Raw genomic sequence first — 18,846 nt, 5'->3', positions numbered from 1 at the left:
CGCCCGGCTACTTCACCGCGACTTCGGCACGACGAAGGCGCTGAAAGCCGGCATTCCGCGTTCAGCGCCTCCGCTACTACGCAGCACGGGAAACGGCACCCTGGCCCTCTCGTGCGCCCCGAACCACGTCCCGTTCAGCGCACCGCCGTCGGCGGCATCGTCGCGCCCGTCTGCCGGCGCCGATACGCGCTGTCACGCGTCGCGAGCCAGTAGTACAGCGGCGACGTCAGCACCAGCCCCACGACCCACGACAGGTCGGCGCCACCGAGATGCGCGGGAATCGGGCCCGCATACATCGGCGTGTTCATGAACGGAATCTGCACGAGGATGCCGATCGCATACGCGAGCAGCGCCTGCGGGTTGAAGCGGCCGTAGATCCCGCCATCGACCATGAAGATCGACTTGATGTCGTACTTGCCCTTGTGGATCACGTAGAAGTCGATCAGGTTGATCGCCGTCCACGGCACCAGCACGACGAGCAGCGCGAGCACGAGATCGACGAGGTTGCCGACGAAGTTCGTCGACGCGCCGATCGCCGCGTAGCAGCACGCGACGAAGATCACGACCGACACCACCGCGCGCGCCTTCGCGGTCGGGATCCACTTGTACGCGAACGTCTGCACCGACGTGATCACCGCGAGCACCGCGCCGTACAGGTTCAGCGCGTTGTGGCTGATCACGCTCATCAGGAACAGCACGAGCATCAGCGGGCCGAGCGGGCCCGTCGCCTGCTTGACCGCATCCATCGCGTCCGCGCCGGCCGGCACCGCGAGCACCGCGACCGCGCCGAAGACGAACGCGAGCGTCGAGCCGATCGTGCAGCCGAGATAGGTCGCCCAGAACGTCGACGCCACGCCGACGTTTTCCGGCAGATAGCGCGAATAGTCCGACACGTACGGCGCGAACGCGATCTGCCACAACGCCGACAGCGACACCGTCGCGAGCCATCCGGCGAAGTTGAAGCCGCCGCGCGTCAGGAAATCGTCGGTCGTCACGTGCGTGAGGATCATCCAGAAGCCGACCAGGATGCCGATGCCGAGCACCCATGTGCCGATCCGGTTCAGGATGTGGATAAACCGGTAGCCGACGATGCCGATCAGCCCCGAGCCCACCGCGCCGATCACGATGCCGACGGGCACCGGCACCGACGACGCGATGCCGTGCACCGACTTGCCGGCCAGCACGATGTTCGACGCGAAGAAGCCGACGTACATCACGGCCGCGATCACGGTCACGAGCAGCGCGCCCCACGAACCGAACTGCGCGCGGCTCTGGATCATCTGCGGGATGCCCATCTGCGGCCCCTGCGCCGAATGCAGCGCCATCAGCACGCCGCCGACCGCCTGGCCGACGACGATCGCGACGATGCCCCACATCAGGTTCAGGTGGAACAGCTGCACGCCGAGCGCGCCGGTCACGATCGGCAGCGGCGCGATGTTGCCGCCGAACCAGAGCGTAAACAGGTCGCGCACCTTGCCGTGGCGCTCCGCGGGCGGCACGTAGCCGATCGTGTGCTTCTCTATCATCGGGGACGCGTTGCGGTCCACGTTCGTCATGGTGATGTCTCCTGTCCTGCGCGGCGATGCGCGCTTGCCGTGTCAGCCGGCGCGCGTTGGGGGGCGCGCCTGCAATCGGGTCCGGATACGCGAGCGACGACGCACCGCGTGCACGCGCGGCGGTGTCGAACGAAGCGGACGATGCGCATGCGGGGACGGATGACATGCCCCGCTGCCGCGTGCGCAACCGCTTCGTGATCGTCGTGTTCCAGGTTGGAGACGATGGTGCGCCACGACCATCGCGACCGGAAAATACTAAAAATATTTCCGGGACATACGAAAAAGCTCTGCAGCGGAAATGCCGGCACCGGGGGGCTTTCAGGTAAGGTGCTACGCAAACCATGGACAGATTGCGCCCGCGGCGGCACGCCGGGGCCGTGCATCAGAGGTGCTTGTGGCTCACTACACTTTGCGGCAACTGAAATACTTCGTGACGACGGTGGAATCCGGCAGCGTCGCCGAGGCCTCGCGCCAGCTGTTCATCGCGCAGCCGTCGATCTCCAGCGCGATCAAGGGTCTGGAGGAAAGCTTCGGCGTGAAGCTGTTCATCCGCCATCACGCGCAGGGCGTGTCGCTCACACCGAGCGGCACGCGCTTCTACCGGAAAGCGCAGGAGCTGCTGCGCATCTCGCACGAATTCGAACAGAACGCGCTGGCCGACAACGACGTGATCACCGGGCAGATCGATATCGGCTGCTTCGAGACGGTCGCGCCGCTCTATCTGCCGCAACTGATCGCGGGCTTTCGCGAGCGCTACCCGGGCGTGAACATCCGGCTGCGCGACGGCGACCAGCAGGAGCTCGTGCAGGGCCTGACGTCCGGCACGTTCGATCTCGCGCTCATGTACGACCACGATCTCGACGGCACGATCGAAACCGAGCCGCTGATGCCGCCGCAGCAGCCGTACGTGCTGCTGCCGGAGAATCACCGGTTCGCCGGCCAGACCCACGTATCGCTGCGCGACCTCTGCGTCGAGCCGATGATCCTGCTCGACGTGCAGCCGAGCCGCACGTATTTCGTCAGCCTCTTTCACGAGCTCGGGCTCACGCCGAACATCGTGTTCGGGTCGCCGTCGATCGAGATGGTGCGCGGGATGGTCGGCCAGGGGTTCGGCTTCTCGCTGCTCGTCACGCGGCCGCACTCCGAATACACGTACGACGGCCAGCGCGTCGTGACGATCGGCCTCAGCGAAACGGTGAGCCCGTCGGGGCTCGTGAGCGCACGGCTGAAGCGCGGGCAGCTCACGAAGCAGGCGCAGTCGTTCGTCGATTTCTGCCGCGAGCGGCTCGCGCAGATCGTCGCGGAAACGGCGCGCTAACGAACGGGAAGGACAGGAAAACGCACGCGCCGCGGGAGGCGGTGCGTGCGTGTCGGCCGGTCGGCGGTTCAGGCGGCCGCGGCGAGATGGGCGACCAGACGCTCCAGCATCGCGTCGCAGCCGTGGAGCTGGTCGAGCGTGACGAACTCGTCGGGCTTGTGCCCCTGGTCCATGCTGCCGGGCCCGCACACCACGGTCGGAATGCCGGCCTGCCCGAACAGCCCGCCCTCGGTGCCGAACGCCACCGTGCCGAATGCATCGGAGCCGCTCAGCATCGCGAGCAGCCGCGCGGCCTCGCTGTCCGGCGCGGTTGCCAGGCCCGGATACGCGCCCAGCGGCTGCAGTTGAATGTCGGTATCGGGCTGCACCGCGCGCATCCTCGGCAACAGTTCGGATTCCGCATAGTCCTGCAGCTTCCTCGGCACGTCGTGCGCATCGAAATCCGGCAGCGCCCGCACCTCGAAATCGAACTCGCATTCGGCCGGCACGATGTTCAGCGCGCGGCCGCCCTTGATCAGCCCCGTCTGCACGGTCGAGAACGGCGGATCGAATCGTTCGTCGTGCCGTTCGGGCCGCGCGAGCGCCGCGCCGATCTCGCCGAGCCGGCCGATCAGCTTCGCCGCATAGTCGATCGCGTTGACGCCCGACGGCGCGTACGCCGAGTGGCACGCGGCGCCCTTCACGTGGCAACGCATCGCGAGCTTGCCCTTGTGACCGAGCACCGGCTTCAGTTCAGTCGGCTCGCCGATCAGGCACAGGCGCGGCCGGTGCGCGCGCGCGGCCAGTTGTTCAAGCATCGGCCGCACGCCGAGGCAGCCGACCTCCTCGTCGTACGAAAACGCGAGATGCACGGGCACGCCCAGCGGCCGGGCGACGAATGCCGGCACGGCCGCGAGCACCGACGCGATGAAGCCCTTCATGTCGGCCGTGCCGCGGCCGTACAGGCGGCCGTCGCGCTCGGTCAGCCGGAACGGTTCGACCGTCCACGCCTGCCCGTCGACCGGCACCACGTCGGTATGGCCCGACAGCGCGATGCCGCCGCGATCGCGCGGCCCGATCGTCGCGTACAGGCTCGCCTTCGTGCGCGCCGCGTTGTAGAACAGTTCGCTGTCGACGCCGAAGCCCGCGAGATAGTCGCGGATGAAACCGATCATCTCGAGATTCGAATCGCGGCTGACCGTCGCGAAAGCGATCAGCCGTTCGAGCAGTGCGCGGCTCGACGTGTCATTCATCGCCCGGCACTCCGTAGCTCGGCGCGGCGGTGGGGTTCAGCGCGCGCGTCTGGTAGTCCTGCATCTGCGGCCGATACGCCTGCCACAGCGCATCGAGCTGCCCGATCGGATCGGCATCGGCCCAGTCGACGCGCAGGTCGACGATCGGCCAGGTCACGTCGCCGGCCACCTTCAGCGCGGCCGAATGCACCGGCCCCGCCTCGCCGCCGGCCGCCATCGCCGCCTGCATCGCGGCCAGCAGGCGATCGGCGAGCAGGCCCGGCGCCTGTTCGAACGCACGCACCATCGCGTCGATCACCGCCGGCGCGGCCAGCAGGTTGCCGGCCGCCCCGCATTGCTCGCCCTGCACCGCGTGATGCGTGCCGAGCGCTTCCTTGCCGGTGAAGCACGCCGTCTGCCCCTGCCCGTCGATCACCGTGACCTGCCGGTACTGGCTCCAGCCGTTCGCGCTGAGCGCGCGGTCGAGCGCCGCGGCGGGCGCAAGCTGCTCGTGCTCGATCAGGTCGAGGATCTGGGGCCCAAGCGCCGGCAGCGTGATGTTCTGCGTCGCGACGGCGCCGACGCCCGCGCGCACCCACGGGCAGCGCGCACCCACCGCGATGCTCGACGAGCTGATCGCGATGCCGAGCTGGCCCGTCTCCGGGCAACGCCCGACGATGGAGAAAGTCATGTCGCCTCCTATGCGCGGTTCGGCTGCCAGTTGTCCGGGATCACGGCGATCACGTCGATTTCCATCAGCCACTGCGGCTGGCCGAGCGCGGACACGACGAGCCCCGTCGAGATCGGATACACGCCCTTCAGCCACTTGCCGACTTCCTGGTACACGGGCTCGCGATAGCGCGGGTCGATCAGGTAGGTCGTCGTCTTCACGATGTGCGTGAGGTCGCTGCCGGCTTCTTCCAGCAGCTGCTTGACGTTCTTCATCGCCTGCTCGGCCTGCGCGCGCGGATCGCCGAGGCCGATCAGCTTGCCGTCGAAATCGGTGCCGACTTGGCCGCGCACGTAGACGGTATTGCCGGCCCGCACGGCCTGGCACAGGTCGTTGTCGAGCGTCTGGTTCGGGTAGGTATCCTTGGTGTTGAACATGCGGATACGGGTATGGGTGGGTTGGCTCATCGGAATCCTTCGGTCGTCAGGGGTCACGCCGCCGCACCGGATGCGAACGCGGTGCGGCAGGCGGCATGGGTTCGGTCAGTTCACCGCGTCGGCGAGCGGTTGCGCGTCGGCGTGCGATGCGGCGCCGTCCTGCGCCGCGTGCGACGTCGAGCGGCGCTGCGATGCGTCGTGGTAGTCGAGGTAGGTGCGCTGGATCGCGATGTGATCGGCGATGTGCCGCGCGTCGTGCCACACGCCCCAGATGAAGCTGGAGCCGCGCCGCGACAGCCACGGCAGCCCGAGAAAATAGATGCCCGGCTCCTTCGACACGCCGCGCTGGTGCTGCGGCTTGCCGTTGTCGGCGAACGCATCGACCTTCAGCCAGCCGTAGTCGACCGCATAGCCCGTCGCCCAGATGATCGACGTGACGCCCGCGCCGGCGAGGTCGAGCGCGAGGATCGGATGCGCGACGCAGTCGGGGTTCGGCAGGATATGGCGCGCTTCGGGTTCTTCCGGCAAGTCGAGGCCGTTGCGCGCCGCATAGGCGTCGGCGGCGTCGAGCAGCGACAGGTAGTTCTCGTCGCCGCGCGCGAGATTGATCGCCAGATCGCGCTCGAACACGGCCACGCCGCCGTCGAACGACTTCGTCAGCCCGACGAGCGTCACGCCCTGCTTCGCGAGCTTGCGGAAATCCACCGTATGGCCGCCGCGCGCGCCGCTCACCGCGATCGTCACGTGTTCGCGGCCGGGCGTCGCGACTTCCTTGTCCCATTCGCCGAGCACGCCGAGCCACCAGCAGAAATCGCGGCCGCGATACGCGCGCGGCGGACGATCGTGCGGGCCGACCGACAGGTAGACCTGCCGGCCCGCACGCTGCAGCTCGTCGGCGATCTGCACGCCCGACGACCCCGCGCCGACCACCAGCACCGCGCCGTCCGGAAGCTGGCCCGGGTTGCGATAGTCGGCGGAATGGAGCTGCACGAGGCGCGCGTCGTCCGGCGCGATCGGCGGAATCACCGGGCGCTGGAACGGCCCGGTCGCGACGACCACGCGGTTCGCCTCGATCGTGCCGTCGGACGTCTCGACGACGAAACCCGGCTTGCCCGTATTGCGCACCACCTGCTTCACCTCGACGCCGGTGCGGATCGGCGCGTTGAATTTGCGCGCATACGCTTCGAAGTAGTCCGCAACCTGGTCTTTCGATGCGAACGCGTCGGGATCGAGCCCGTCGAATTCGAGGCCGGGGAAGCGGTCGTGCCACGCGGGGCCGTTCGCGACCAGCGAATCCCAGCGCCCGGTGCGCCAGCGCTCGGCGATGCGGCTGCGCTCCAGCACGAGATGCGGTACGCCCAGCTTGCCCAGGTGCTCGCTCATGGCCACGCCGGCCTGTCCGGCGCCGACGACGAGCGTATCGATTGAGGTTGTTTCGACTGCCACGGCTGTCTCCTTCTGAAGTGCGGCTCAGTGCGACGCTCGTGCTGTCGCGTGAGTTGGAATGGAGACATTCTGCTGAGACACCGCCTGAGGCGAAATGATGATTTTTGTTGGTGTTGATGAACAAAAAGCTGGGTGTGGGGCGGATTGGCGGGCGCCAGCGGGCTACCCTGGCGCGGGCGCCCGCCCCGGAGGGCGAGCCCCACCCGCTGGCCCCGCACGCACGCCCCGCGCCGGGTGTCGCGCCTACGCCGCCGGATTCACGTTACGGAAACGCGGGCCGTAAAACACCGGCTTCGACAGATCCGTATAGCTTCGCAGGTACGCGTACTCGTCCGGATACAGCGTGTCCAGCCGCGCAAGCGCCGCCGCCGGCACCGGGTGGCGCAGGATGTTGAAGCACGACAGCACCCGCAGATCCACCATCCCGTGCACCGCCGCGCCGAGCGACTTCCACGAGCCGCCCGCAGGCCCGTTCCACACGACGTCGAGCGTCGCGAGAATCGTCGAAAACCCGGTATCGAATGCCTGGAGGTCGGCGCTGACCGCCGCCTGGTTCGGATCGAGCGCGAGCAGGGCCGCGTAGCCGTCGCGCGGCACCGCGAGCGTGTTGACGACCACCGGCGCATCGATCGCGGTGCCGGCAAAGAATCGCGGCTCGGTCTGCCGGTCGAACGGCACCGGCGGCGCCGGCACCTGATAGCACGCGCCGTAGTACAGCTCGGCGAAGCGCGCGTAATGCGACTTTTCTCCTTCGAACGCGCCGGGCGTCAGCACGTCGCCCTTGCCCGCCCCTTCGCCCTGCTGGAGGATTTCGTCGATGCCCGCATAGAACGCGTCGACGGGATCGGTATCGGGCGAATACGTCACCGTGGTGAAGCCGATATCGTCGCCGACCTGATTCGACGTGCCGCCCGCCTTCACGGCGGCCCGCACCGCATCGGCGTTGCGGGTGATCGCCGCGCGGATGCCCGCGTAGAACGCCGCGATCGTCGGATAGGTCTCGGCCCGCCCGAGCAGCTTCAGCAGGAACGCCGGCATCTCGATCCGCATGAAATTCTTCAACTGCGGCTTCGAATACTGCGCGAGCCCGACCTTCAGGTCGGGCTCCGCACCGCCTGGCAGGCCATGCACCGGATAGTCGATGCGGATGCCGCGAAACTGCGGCGTGCCACCCAGCGCGGCGAGCAGGTTGGACACGATGGCCATGTGCACCATCTCTTCCATCACGACGCTGCGGATCGCGTTGTACGCCGAATAGTTCTGCACTTCGAGCGAGAACATCGCGGACAGATAGAGCGGCAAGGTCGAGTATTCGAGTTCGATGGCGCTTTGCAGCGCGCACTTGATCCAGGCCAGGTCGCGATCCGCCGGCGTTACGGTGCTCGGGTTCATGGCGTTTCTCCTGTCGGTCGGCGTCAATAGAACAGCGCGTAGGCGGTGTCGCCGAGCCGGTACGGCACCACGCGGGCCGCGCCCGACGGCGTCGTGGCCGCGCCCGCCTGCGTCCAGCCGAGGCAGTCGGCGTGGATCCGGTATACGGCCGTCGTGCCGTCCTGCGCGATGTACGTGATCAGGTACGGCTCGCCATGCGCCCACGGCACGCAGGCCGCGCTGCTGATGCGCAGCGCGTCGGGCAGCTGGTTCTGCAGATAGCTGCCGACCTCGACGGTGCCGAGCGCGGGATTGTCCTGGATGTGGTCGATGTTGACGTTGAGCTTCGCCGTGTTGATCTTGAAGAAGAAGTTGGCGCCGCCGAGCTGGAAGAACGAGAACTGCGTCCAGCCTTTCGCCCACTGGTGATACCAGACGTTGAGCGCGAGCAGCGGCGGCACGCCGCCGGTCGACGCCGGCGTCACGGTCACGCTGAAGTTGGCGACCTGCCCGGTGTTCACGTCGTAGCCGAGCAGGTATTGCTGGCCGAGCGACGTGTATGGCACGACGTTGGTGAAGTTGTGGGTCGGCGTATTGCGCGGCAGTGCGAACGTGTACGGCGGCGACGTCGCGAGCCCCTCCTTGACCGCGAAGAAGCCGAACGTGCCGGTGTCCGCGCGGTAGGTGAGCAGGTAGTGCACGTTGCCCAGCACGAAGGTGTCGATGCTGTCCCACGGCCCGCCCGACAGGTCGAGCTTCGCGTCGACCACGCTCACCCACGGCGCCTGCCCGGTCAGTGCATAGGCGTCCGTCTTCTGCGTGGCCTTGTCGTACGCGACCAGATGGGTCCGCTCGCCGGTCCGCAGCACCGTGAAGCCGCTGTAGCCGGCGGGCAGTTGCGCACTGCTCCACACCTGTTCCAGCGCCACCTGGTCCGTGCCCTTGACCGGACTGATCGAATAGATGCTGCTCATATGCATGCGCTCCTCTGGCAATGAACGATCGAACGAGCGGCGCCGTGCCGGCTCAGGTGATCGATTCGACGTAAATCGGCAGCGGCGCGGGGTCCGCGCCTTCGATCTGGAAATAGCTGAGCCGGGCCGGCTGCCCGGCGCCCGTCAGTTCGAGCAGCTGGAAGCCGCGGTTGTACCAGCCGTCCGTCAGGCCGAGCGTCAGGTCCGGCCGCTGCAGCGGAACCGGGAATTTCTGCGCGTATGGCGCCTCGCTCGCCTGAACGGGGATCGCGCTGTGTCCCGCGCAGCGCCCCTTGGGCAGCGGCTTGAAGATCTGCGTGGCGTCGCCGTCGCCCGTCGGCCAGTCGGCCGGCCGGTAGCCGTCCGCGAAAATGCCGAGATTGTGCTCGTGGCCCCAGATCCACGCGGCCACCCGGTCGCCGAACGTCGCGCCGAACTGCCGCCATAGCGCGGTATCCACCCACGCGCGGTTGAAGTCGGCCGGATCCGGCGCATTCGAGCCCGCCAGCGGCCGCTGCGCGATACCGCAGACGTCGAGCGCCGAATACAGCTGGTGATGCGACAGCAGGATCGAGCGGCCGGGAAACCGCGCGAGCTTGTCGAGATGCCAGGCGAGCTCGTCGGGACGCACGAACACCTGGTCGACCGGCGCGGTGGTGTCCCGGCGCGGCAGGTCGGCGAGCGGCGCGTGACGGAAATACGGGTTGACGTCGGCGGGCCAGTGCGCGCTCGCCGCCGCGCCCGCGGTCTCGACCGGGCCGATGTGCAGCCGCTCGAGCGTCGCCTGCTGCGCCGAGGCCGCGACGTTCATGTAGTGCCCGTGATAGCCGGTGTCGAGCCCGAGAAACTGCCAGCCGTCGTCGGCGCTGCGCAGGCAGAAATAGCTGGCGGCTTGCCGCTGCGACGGCTGGTCGATCAGCGCGCCGGAATCGAGCGCCTGCAGGTACGCGACCGCGCCGGTGAAGTACTCGTGGTTGCCCGGCACCGTGAAGAACGGCACGCGCTGCCGTTCGCTGCGCAGCACCGCGCGCACCAGGCCGACCAGCCGGTGCTCGGTTTCGAAGTGCGTGCCGGAGAAATAGACGTCGCCGAGATGCAGGATCGCGTCGGGCTCGAACTTCAGCGCGGCGACCAGCACCGCGGCGGCCACATCCGTCCCGGTGCCGATGTCGCCGACGATCGCGATCCGCGCGCGCGCCGGCAACCGCCACTCGATCACGCCGTAGCCGAGGTCGCCGTTGCCGGGGCCGGGCGCCTGCCATGACCGGTACTGCGGCTCGCCGCCCTTGTGGAACGGGTACTGCCAGTAGTACTTGTAGTACTGCACGTACATTTGCTGCCACAGCGGATTGCCGAATTTGTACGCCTGCGTCTGCCGTTCCAGGTCGCGCTCGATGTCGGCCGCACCGGCGATGCTCGCATGCGCGCGCCGGTGATGCAGGTACGACAGATAGGTTTGCACCGCCGCTTCGTCGTCGCTGTCCGCCGCCGGCGGGTCGAGCGGCAGGTTGTCGTGCATCGCGTGGCAATAGCGGTCGGTGGCCTCGACGAGCGGATGCCCGTTATCGATCGCGGCGGCCGGATCGCGCTCCGCGCCGAGCGAGCGCGCGAGCACCTCCGTCACGCACGACTTCCACAGCGCGAGATGCGGCGCCTCGAAATGCTCGATCGGCTTCATCACGCCTCCGGCTCGCGCGGCGCGGCGCGCGATGCGCGGGGCCGCGCAAACTGCAGGTTGAGGCTGCCGTCCTGTGTCAGATCCAGGCCCGGCCAGTCGTCCCACAGCCCCGCCGGCAGCGCGAGCGGCCGCGGAGCGGTCTGCAGCACCGGCTTCGTCAGCGCGGCGAGCCCGTCGAGGGCGCCATCGAGCGGCCCGTGCGCACGCGTGCCATGCACCCACGCAACCGCGTAATCGTTGCCGCAGCACACCAGCGCGCCATCGATGCCGGCCGGCGGATGCGCATGCAGTGCCGCCGCCCACGCATACGCCGCCGCGAGGAAATCCGCCGGGCTCAGATCCGCACGGCGCGCGCCCACCAGATGACTGGCGCTCCCGAGCATCCAGTCCGCCGGCCGGTCGACCAGGAAGTACGGCTGCTCGGCCTGCAACGCACCGCTCGCGGCGCTCAACGCGACCGGCACCTCGGGCAGCTTGCTGCGCGCCATGTCGTACACGTCGCCGTGCAGGTTCTGGTAGATCCGCACCGCGATCGCCTTCGTCGCGCGATCGTGCGATTGCGGCGTGGCCCAGAACATCAGCGCGGTCTGGTCGGGCACGGCCGGCGGTTTGCCGGCTTGCGGCACCATCGTCGGCAGGTAGGCGCGCAGGCCGACCGGCGGTTGCAGCAGCGCGCAGGCGGGCACGAACACGCTGCCGAGAAACTGCGCGAACTGCGCGTAGGCGAGCGCGGGGGATCGGTACCCGCGCCACACATAGACCGCGTCCGGCGCGACCGGAAAACTTTCCTCAAGCGTGTTCATCCGCGCGCCTCCCGCTTGAACTGGAGGTTGAAACTGCTGCCGGCGCGCACGTCCATGCCCGCCCATTCGTCCCACAAGCCGATCGGCAGGAAGGTCGGCGCCGGTGCGAACGTCTCGTTCCAGCCGGAAAACAGCGGCTGCAGCAGCGGGATGCCGGTGGCGCCCTGCGCGGCGCCCACCGCCACCGGCCCCAGCTCCCAGTACACGAGATAGTCGGTGCCGACGCACGCGATCGCCCCGTCGAGCGGCACGCGCTTGGCGATCTCGGCCAGCACCTTCGCGACCGACGCGCTGAACGATGCGGGATCGACCGCGGCCGGGCGCGCCGCCACCACGTGCCGGACCGCGCCATGCATCCAGTCGGCCGGCTGGTCGAACAGAAAGACCGGCTGGTCGACCGTGAGCTCGCCGGCGAACCGGACCGGGAAATCGGCGCGGCTCTGGTTGTCCTGCGTCAGATACACGCCGCCGTGCGTGAGTGTGTAGGTCCGCACCGCGAGCCGGGTGAAGCCGTTCCAGTACGTCGACTGCGATTCCCAGAACAGGATCGCGGTCTCGTCGGGCACCGTATCGGGCTTGCCCGGCAGCCCGGCCGGCACGGTCGGCGTGTACGAACACAGGCCCGCGTCGATCTGCATCTTCACGGTGGCCGGCACGAACACCGTGCCGAGCTTGTTCATGAACGCGTCGAGTGCCAGTGACGGCAGCCGGAAGCCGCGCCAGACCCGCACCGCGTCGGGTGCGACGAGCCGGCGGGCGGCAAGATCCTGTTCGCTCATTGCGGTTCTCCCGAGGCGGAAACGGTGGCGGGCCCGTCCGGGCGCAGCGCGGCGACGGCGAACGGCACCGCCGGCTTGCCGGTCCTGACGACCGAGTCTGCGACCTTCGCGAGCCAGCCGGCCGGCGGCGGCGTCTCGCTGGTCTTGCCATAGCGGCATTCGTTCGGGAACTGCCAGTGCCGGTTGACGCAGAACTGACACGAGCCTTGCGTGCGCCCCAGATAGCCGCCGGTCGCGGTGTCCTGCCACGCGAGCTGGCCGTGCGCATACATGTCCTCCAGCACCGCGGCCATCAGCGCATGCGGTTCGACGTAGTACGGCTCGAGTGTGCGATAGGCGTCCGGAAACTGATGGGCGAGCCAGGCCCGCGCCGCGGCCGCCGCATCGGTGTTGGACGGGAGCTGGATCGCGGTGTAGTCGCCCGGGTAGCGTTGATCGGGCGGGACGACCGTGAAGCCGTTGGCCGGCACCAGCGCGGCGACGCAAGCCGGCTGCGCCTGCGCGAACGACGCCCAGTCGTCCGGGCTCAGCCGGTACTGCGCGAGGAAATTGCTGTTGTACGAGAAGTGCGGCGTGATGACGAGCCGCGTGCGGCTCTGGTAACGCTGGCCGTCGATCGTCACGTCGAGGTCGATGTAGGCCGGATGCGCGGGATCGGTCGTTTCGCGCAGCAGCGTGTAATCCTTGTCGGCCGGATGCGTCGAGATCGGCGGATCGCGCTTCACATGCGCGCCGAACGCCGAGTAGAACATGTTCCAGCTCGACTGGCTGACCACGTAGAGCACCGCCGGCCGCGTCTGCACCAGCTGCTTGATCGCCCACGCGTTGCGGCTCACGCAGTTGTCGACGATGGTCGCGATGCTCGCGGCGCTGCCGCCGAGAAAGCCGGCGTTCCAGTGCGGCGACGCGCACGCGACCATGTCCAGCTGGCACACGTGCTCGCCGACGCGCAGCGACGCGGTCGGATGCCCCTTGCGCAGCACGTCCTCGAACTGGTCGAGCACCGGGACGAACTGCATGTAGTAGCCCTGCGGCTGCTGCAGCACTTCGACCTGGATGCCTTCGGGCACCGATACCTGCGCGACCAGCACGTCGCCTTTCTCGAAGCGGTTGCGCGGCGGATACGGATCGAACAGCAGCACGTACGGAAACTCGCCCTGCTTGCCGGGTACGGCGACCACCGTGTCGGCCGTATCGCCGTCGTAGCGCACCGTGATCGTCCAGGCCGCGCTCGAATTGGCCCGGGTCGCCGCCGTCACCACCCCGCCGCGCGGCGCGACGACCTGCCCTTCCGGCAGCATGAAGCGCCGCACGAAATCGAGATCCAGCTTTTCCTGGTAGACGCTCCGGTAGCGGTAGTACCACGCATACTTCGCCCACGCGTTGGTGTCGTCGTCGGACGAGAAATCCGGATAGCACCATGCCGCGCCCGTCTGGCCCGGCAGGAACGCGGTCAGGTTCGGATTGATGCCGATCGTCATGATCGGCGCCTTGCGGCAGCCGTCGATCACCTCGCCGTTCGGAAACGCGGGCGGCCGCGTGCGCCCCAGCACCCACGGCGATGCGCCGCTGTAGCCGCCGCTCGCCGCGTACGGCACGTTGACGTCGAAATCGAACGCCGTATACGGGCCGTAGGTGCGCTGCTTCAGGTCCTCGGGCCAGAAGAACGAGCAGGTGCCGCACGCGCGCACCTGGAACGCCAGCTGGACTTCGAGCGGATCCTGCGCGTCGTGCGGTACCTGGCCGCGGCTCGGGTTGTAGACCGCCGAGCCTTCGCCCGCGATCGTCGCCCACGTGGCCAGCGCACCGTTGTAGCTGGTCAGCATGCCGAACGTGGTGTAGATCAGCCCCGACCAGTCGGCGCGGGTCGCATCGGCGATCGTCTTGCCTTGGTGGGTGTGTTTCGGCACGACCGGGTCCGAGATGTTGCGTACGCACGCGAAGCGCACGCCGAGCCGGTTCGCTTCCTGCGCGATGATGGCGTCGTCCATCTCCAGGCACGAGTAGGCGTCCGCGCGCTTGCCCTCCGCGATGTAGTAGAAATCCGTCGTGAGCAGCGGCGTGTCCTTCAGCGGCAGGACCGCCGGCTTGTTCAGGCACGCCGGCCGCAACGCGTCGTTGAGCAGATCGTCGAGCGTCAGTTCGCTCAGCCCCGGATCGTTCGGATGCTGCGCTTTCAACTGGTCGAACAGGCTCTGCAGCGACTGCTGCGTCACGACCTGATCCATCCGGAACAGCAGTTCGCGCTCCACGTCGCCGAGCAGCGCCGTCGACGGGTACCAGGTCGGGCAGCGCGCCATGTTGCCGTCGTCGGGGCTCGCCGTGTTCTGCGGCCGTTGCAGCTCGAGCAACGTCGCGTTGGCAACGACCGTATCGCCGAGCCGCTGATCGGTGCGCGCGCCGCCGGCCGTGCCGATCGTGTAGAGGCGATCCGGCCGCGCATCCTCGACGATGCAGCGGACCATCGCCGCGAGGCCATCGAGCCACGGCGCATGCGCCAGATGCGCGTTCGACTTGAACAACAGCACGTTCCACGGCCGCCCCGACCGGTCGACGATCCGCACCATCTGGAACTGCCCCCACAGCGTGCCCGACTGCGCGTCGGCGTGATAATCGGACGCCCCGCGGCTGTACGGCAGCCAGCTGTCGCGCCAGCCGTATTGCGACGGATCGCCGACGGTGTCGCTGTTCACGAACACGTGATCGAGCGCGAACCATTCGGCGCTCGTCCACGTCAGGATCACGATGTCGGCGCGCGGCAACGGATCGTATGGTGTGCGTGCGCCCGATGCGATGCGCACCGGCGCCGACTGGCCGATCTTCTGCCAGTCGACAGGCGGCAGCGTCGGACTCGCGCGCGCCACGAATTCCGGCGCGATGTCGGTGAGGCGGGTCAGGGTCGAAGCGAGCGGGTCCGGCAAGGCATTCGCATTCATGGCGAGACTCCGGGAGGAAGGGGACGTCGGGTTGTTTTGAATGGGACGATCGGGGGTGACGGCGCGCACGCGCGTCACGACGCCGGCGCGGCGTGCGTGGCCTGGATCATCGCGAGCGCCTGTGCGCTGGTCTTGCCGGGCGGCGGAATGATCAGGTCCGTCTGCGACAGCGCTTTCCACAGCACTGGATCCTGGAGCGCGATCGTGCCGCCGCCGCGCTTCTCCTGCGACACCATCCGGTTGATGTCGCCGACGCACACCCAGTTGTCGGTCGTCGTGATGCCCCACTTCGCGTGGTCCTGCGTTTCCGGCCACGCCCACGGCGCGCCGAGCTTGCGCAGGTCGATGTACTTGATGTCGAAGGTCTTGTGCACGCCGTCGCTGTCGAGGATCGGCGGGATCTTGCCGCGGATCCAGGTCTCGACGTCCATGTCGGCGCCGAGCGTGGGGCCGACGAGATCGTTCCAGAAATCCTTGCCCCACTTGCGGTTCTTCGCGATCACCTTGAACGGCGCCCCGCCGCGCGTGCTCAGCGGCACCACGCTGGAATCGCCGGGTGTCGTCACGCTGAGCGGCTTGGTCAGCAGGACCAGCGGATGATTGGCCGGCAGGTTCGCGGTGCGCGGCAGGTACACCTGCGGCTGCTGGTTCAGCGCCATCTGCGCGGCCAGCTTGCCGGCCGTGTCGAGATCGATGCTCAGGCACATGAACGTCTGCCCGTACAACGGCGTCGGCACGCCGGGTTCGGCCGGGCTCGCATACTTCGGCCACGAATGCAGCAGCCAGAAGGCGGAATCCGACGCCGTGTCGAACGCTATGATGCCCTTCGTGTGGCCGAGCGTATCGTTGTTGCTGCGGTCGGCGTCGGTCGGCATCTCGTCGTTGTAGAGCACCCAGCCAAACGTCCCGGCCGGGTTGCCGAACACCGCATCGAGCGTGTAGAACAGTGCGCCCTGCTTGTCGTTCATCAGGTTCGGCGACTGGGTGAACTTGCCCACCGTGCGGTCGTAATACGCGTATTCGTAGCCGGTGGCGCCCGAGCTGTTCGGGCCGCCGACGAGTTTCGGCACTTTGTACGCAAACCATGCATCGACCGGTTGATTCTGTTCGTCGCGCGCTGAAATGGTCATGGTGTTCCCCGTTGCTTCAAGACGCCGTCTGTGCGGCAATCGGCGTCCGGTACGACCGCGCGCCGTTCCCTTCATGTATTGGTTCATTGCGCGGAGCCGGCGCGAACGCCACCCACGCCGCGCGCGATGCAGCATCCGAGGCGGCAATACGCGGGCGAGCAGGTACCCCGCGCACGCCGGCCGATGCCGTTGCGCTCCATTTGCTCATCGCTGGACGCGTGGTCCTTCCTCTTGCAATCGACTCACGCCACGATCATGTTTCGCCCGATAAGATCTCCGTTTTGTCTTTTGTCATCCTAAGTAATCTGGCCGTTTTTATTACGTAAGCGATCTTTCAACGACACCTCTCCGAGCGCAACGCGATCGCTCAGCGCGTAGAACGCCAGCATGCTGACGAGCATCGCAACCGCCACGCCGCTCGTGTCCCAACGCAGCCCTGTACCGAACGCCAACGCCTTGATCGCCGTCATGCCGAGTGCCATGACGAGCAGCATCGCCGCAAATTCAAGCGCGACCCGAACCGGCGCCCGAACCAGCGCGCGTACCGTGCTGCGTCGATGCCCGCCCTTGCGGTCGGCCTCGCGCCGGATCAACAGCGCCAGCATGGCCAGCATCGACATCGGAAACCACTGGAGATGGAGCACGAGCGTATTCCACATGGCGCCGGCATCGAGCGTTCCACCGCAGATATTGAGAATCGCCTCCAGCGGGGAGCGCATCGCATCGAGCGTCAAGCCCGCGCAGATCGCGGCCATGCACCAGAGCATCGACCGGCGCGCACACCTGCCGGGCGAGCCGCTTCTCGTCGAATAGCCGGCGATGCCGCAGGCAATCGCGCCGATGCCGCTCCATATCCAGCTGGAAGGGGCCCCATGCAGCCTGGTCGGCAAATCGCAGGCGAGAAAACCGAGCAGCGCGAACGCCAGCCCGCCGCGCACGCGTTCGGATATCGACAGCACGGCGGTTCGCGCAGGCCCGATCCTGGCGCTCGCGCGGATCGCGTCCGTCACCGTTGCCGGACGCGTGGCCGTGTCGGCCGGCGGTGCAGTCGGCGCAGTCATGGCCGTTCAGGCGGGATCTCTCATGACCGCATACCACGAGCACACCACCCCGGCCGGCGCGACGCCGCCGTTGCCGCTCGCATGCGGAACCGTGCGGACGATCGAACCGGTCAGCGCCGGACGCTGATCGATGCCGTTGGGCCAGGGCGCGCTCACGTACCCGACATAGTCGTAGACCCATTCCTCGCCGCTGACCACGCCGCGCCCCTGGAATCGCACCGTGCCCGGATTCCCGTAGGTGATCCAGCCGTTGAGCTGCAGCTCCCATCCCGGGCCGAAAATGCGCCCCTTGAAAATGCCCGCCGGCGCCTGCTCGATCTCGATCGTGCCGAGGCCGAATTCAAGGTCGTTGAATGCGGTGGCCGGGTCGGGATCGTTCAGGAAACTGCGATAGGTCCACAGCCCCACCAGGCTGCCGGTTTCGGGTGTATAGCTCATGCCCGCGTCTCCCCTTCATGTCCACGTTGTCGAAGTACCGGGGCGAACCGGCGCCGGGCGGCGGCGCCGGTTCGTCATGCGCCGCCGCTACCGGACCTCGAGCCGGAACAGTTTCGATGCGGGTTGCGGCGCCGCGCCGGCGACGGCTTGCGAAACGGGCGGTGACGCGGGTTGCGTCTGCAGGCGTACGCCCTCGCGCGTATGGATTTCGACCTCATACTGCGCGTCCTGCACCGCGCTTTCGGCGAAGTGATTCAGCGGGAAGAACGCCTTTACTTCGAGGTGCGTCTGGCAGTTCGCGCAGGACTGCACGCTCCAGCGGCTCAGCACAGCCTCCGTGCCGAGCAGTTGCCGTTCGCCGTCCACGTTGACGTACGCGGACACGAGGAACGATCCGGCGATCGGCGCACGATTGAGCCCGGAGACGCGCACGACCTTGCTGCTGTTGCCGGCCGGCACGGTCGCCGCGGCGAGCGAGAATTTCGGCAGGTTTTCCAGCGAACCGGGGCCGTACGTGTAGCCGAGCTGCTCCTCGATGTTGATGCAGTCGAGCGACGTATACGCACGCTCCTTGCCGTTCTCGCTCTTCCTGAACGGATCGAGCGGCGATTCGAGCGTGAGCCACGAGTTGGGCACCGTGCCCGGCGTCGGCCCCTGCGCATCGACGGAGTTGGTGCCCGGATACTCGGCGATGACATCGAGGTGCTGCGTATAGCCATGCCGCTTCTGCCACAGCCAGAACACGCGATCGATGAAGCAGTGGTGGAAATAGAAGATCGGGTCGAGTCCCGCCGTGTCGTTTTCACCCATGTCGCCGTTGGCGCCGGGAATCGGCGAGAAATCGCCCTTGTTCGGGCCGTGCGGCACGTCGAACCCGCCGACGGCAAGGTGAATATCGTTGTGCGGCGACTCGAGCGGGACGACGGGAATCGCATCGGCCGGAAGATTCTCGTTCCACTGGGCCGCGGACGACGTATTGGAAAACACCGTGAAGTTCGGCGCATTCAGGCACTGCTCGAACGTGCTCTTCACGTTGGT

Annotated in this window: 16 protein-coding genes; 1 reads left to right on the top strand and 15 read right to left on the bottom strand. The window is 67.7% G+C overall.

All coding sequences use genetic code 11. The features are described 5' to 3' along the window. Window positions 1-134 precede the first annotated feature (134 nt). Window positions 135-1,556 carry a cytosine permease gene (locus tag G3N93_RS16300; RefSeq protein ID WP_206133477.1) on the bottom strand — a complete coding sequence of 474 codons (1,422 nt, stop codon included), beginning with the start codon at window positions 1,554-1,556 and terminating at the stop codon, window positions 135-137. Between the two features lie 394 nt (window positions 1,557-1,950). Here G3N93_RS16300 and G3N93_RS16295 point away from each other — a divergent pair, with 394 nt between their 5' ends. Further along, window positions 1,951-2,874 carry a LysR substrate-binding domain-containing protein gene (locus tag G3N93_RS16295; RefSeq protein ID WP_174932793.1) on the top strand — a complete coding sequence of 308 codons (924 nt, stop codon included), beginning with the start codon at window positions 1,951-1,953 and terminating at the stop codon, window positions 2,872-2,874. 68 nt (window positions 2,875-2,942) lie between these two features. Here G3N93_RS16295 and argE read toward each other — a convergent pair whose 3' ends face one another. The 14 genes from argE to G3N93_RS16225 form a co-directional block, all read right to left on the bottom strand. Further along, window positions 2,943-4,106: an acetylornithine deacetylase gene (argE, locus tag G3N93_RS16290; protein WP_206133476.1), complete on the bottom strand. Its 1,164-nt coding sequence runs from the start codon at window positions 4,104-4,106 to the stop codon at window positions 2,943-2,945. After that, window positions 4,099-4,776, bottom strand: a complete 678-nt coding sequence (locus G3N93_RS16285; protein ID WP_206133475.1) for a DUF1028 domain-containing protein — start codon at window positions 4,774-4,776, stop codon at window positions 4,099-4,101. Before G3N93_RS16285 ends, argE begins: the two co-directional genes overlap by 8 nt. Window positions 4,777-4,784: 8 nt before the next feature. Further along, on the bottom strand, window positions 4,785-5,222 hold the full coding sequence (locus tag G3N93_RS16280; protein ID WP_011349682.1) for a RidA family protein: 438 nt from the start codon (window positions 5,220-5,222) through the stop codon (window positions 4,785-4,787). Between the two features lie 75 nt (window positions 5,223-5,297). Next, entirely contained in the window at window positions 5,298-6,638 is a 1,341-nt protein-coding gene (locus G3N93_RS16275) for an NAD(P)/FAD-dependent oxidoreductase (protein WP_174984575.1), read from the bottom strand. Between the two features lie 243 nt (window positions 6,639-6,881). Further along, complete coding sequence (locus G3N93_RS16270; protein WP_206133474.1) at window positions 6,882-8,030, bottom strand: ferritin-like protein; 1,149 nt, start codon at window positions 8,028-8,030, stop codon at window positions 6,882-6,884. A gap of 23 nt (window positions 8,031-8,053) precedes the next feature. Beyond that, entirely contained in the window at window positions 8,054-8,983 is a 930-nt protein-coding gene (locus G3N93_RS16265; RefSeq protein WP_206133473.1) for a hypothetical protein, read from the bottom strand. A 52-nt stretch (window positions 8,984-9,035) separates the two neighbouring features. Next, a complete protein-coding gene (locus tag G3N93_RS16260; protein ID WP_206133472.1) occupies window positions 9,036-10,661 on the bottom strand; it encodes a metallophosphoesterase in 1,626 nt (541 codons plus the stop codon). After that, a complete protein-coding gene (locus tag G3N93_RS16255; protein ID WP_206133471.1) occupies window positions 10,661-11,464 on the bottom strand; it encodes a hypothetical protein in 804 nt (267 codons plus the stop codon). Before G3N93_RS16255 ends, G3N93_RS16260 begins: the two co-directional genes overlap by 1 nt. Continuing rightward, a complete protein-coding gene (locus G3N93_RS16250; RefSeq protein WP_174932778.1) occupies window positions 11,461-12,243 on the bottom strand; it encodes a hypothetical protein in 783 nt (260 codons plus the stop codon). Before G3N93_RS16250 ends, G3N93_RS16255 begins: the two co-directional genes overlap by 4 nt. Continuing rightward, a complete protein-coding gene (locus G3N93_RS16245; RefSeq protein WP_206133470.1) occupies window positions 12,240-15,179 on the bottom strand; it encodes a GTPase in 2,940 nt (979 codons plus the stop codon). The genes G3N93_RS16250 and G3N93_RS16245 overlap by 4 nt, the downstream gene beginning before the upstream one ends. Window positions 15,180-15,253: 74 nt before the next feature. Then, window positions 15,254-16,309 (bottom strand): deoxyribonuclease II family protein, encoded by a 1,056-nt coding sequence (locus G3N93_RS16240; RefSeq protein ID WP_174932775.1) that lies wholly within the window; start codon window positions 16,307-16,309, stop codon window positions 15,254-15,256. A gap of 296 nt (window positions 16,310-16,605) precedes the next feature. Then, entirely contained in the window at window positions 16,606-17,370 is a 765-nt protein-coding gene (locus G3N93_RS16235) for a hypothetical protein (protein ID WP_206133469.1), read from the bottom strand. A 6-nt stretch (window positions 17,371-17,376) separates the two neighbouring features. Beyond that, on the bottom strand, window positions 17,377-17,808 hold the full coding sequence (locus G3N93_RS16230; RefSeq protein ID WP_174932771.1) for a hypothetical protein: 432 nt from the start codon (window positions 17,806-17,808) through the stop codon (window positions 17,377-17,379). A gap of 87 nt (window positions 17,809-17,895) precedes the next feature. Beyond that, window positions 17,896-18,846 (bottom strand): tyrosinase family protein (locus tag G3N93_RS16225; RefSeq protein ID WP_206133468.1); only part of this gene is annotated, 951 nt, incomplete at its 5' end.

The organism is Burkholderia sp. Se-20378, assembly GCF_017104665.1.
In the GTDB taxonomy this organism is placed as follows: domain Bacteria; phylum Pseudomonadota; class Gammaproteobacteria; order Burkholderiales; family Burkholderiaceae; genus Burkholderia; species Burkholderia lata.
Note: the sequence above shows the minus strand (reverse complement) of the source record. Positions and strands in the feature narration are given on the sequence as shown.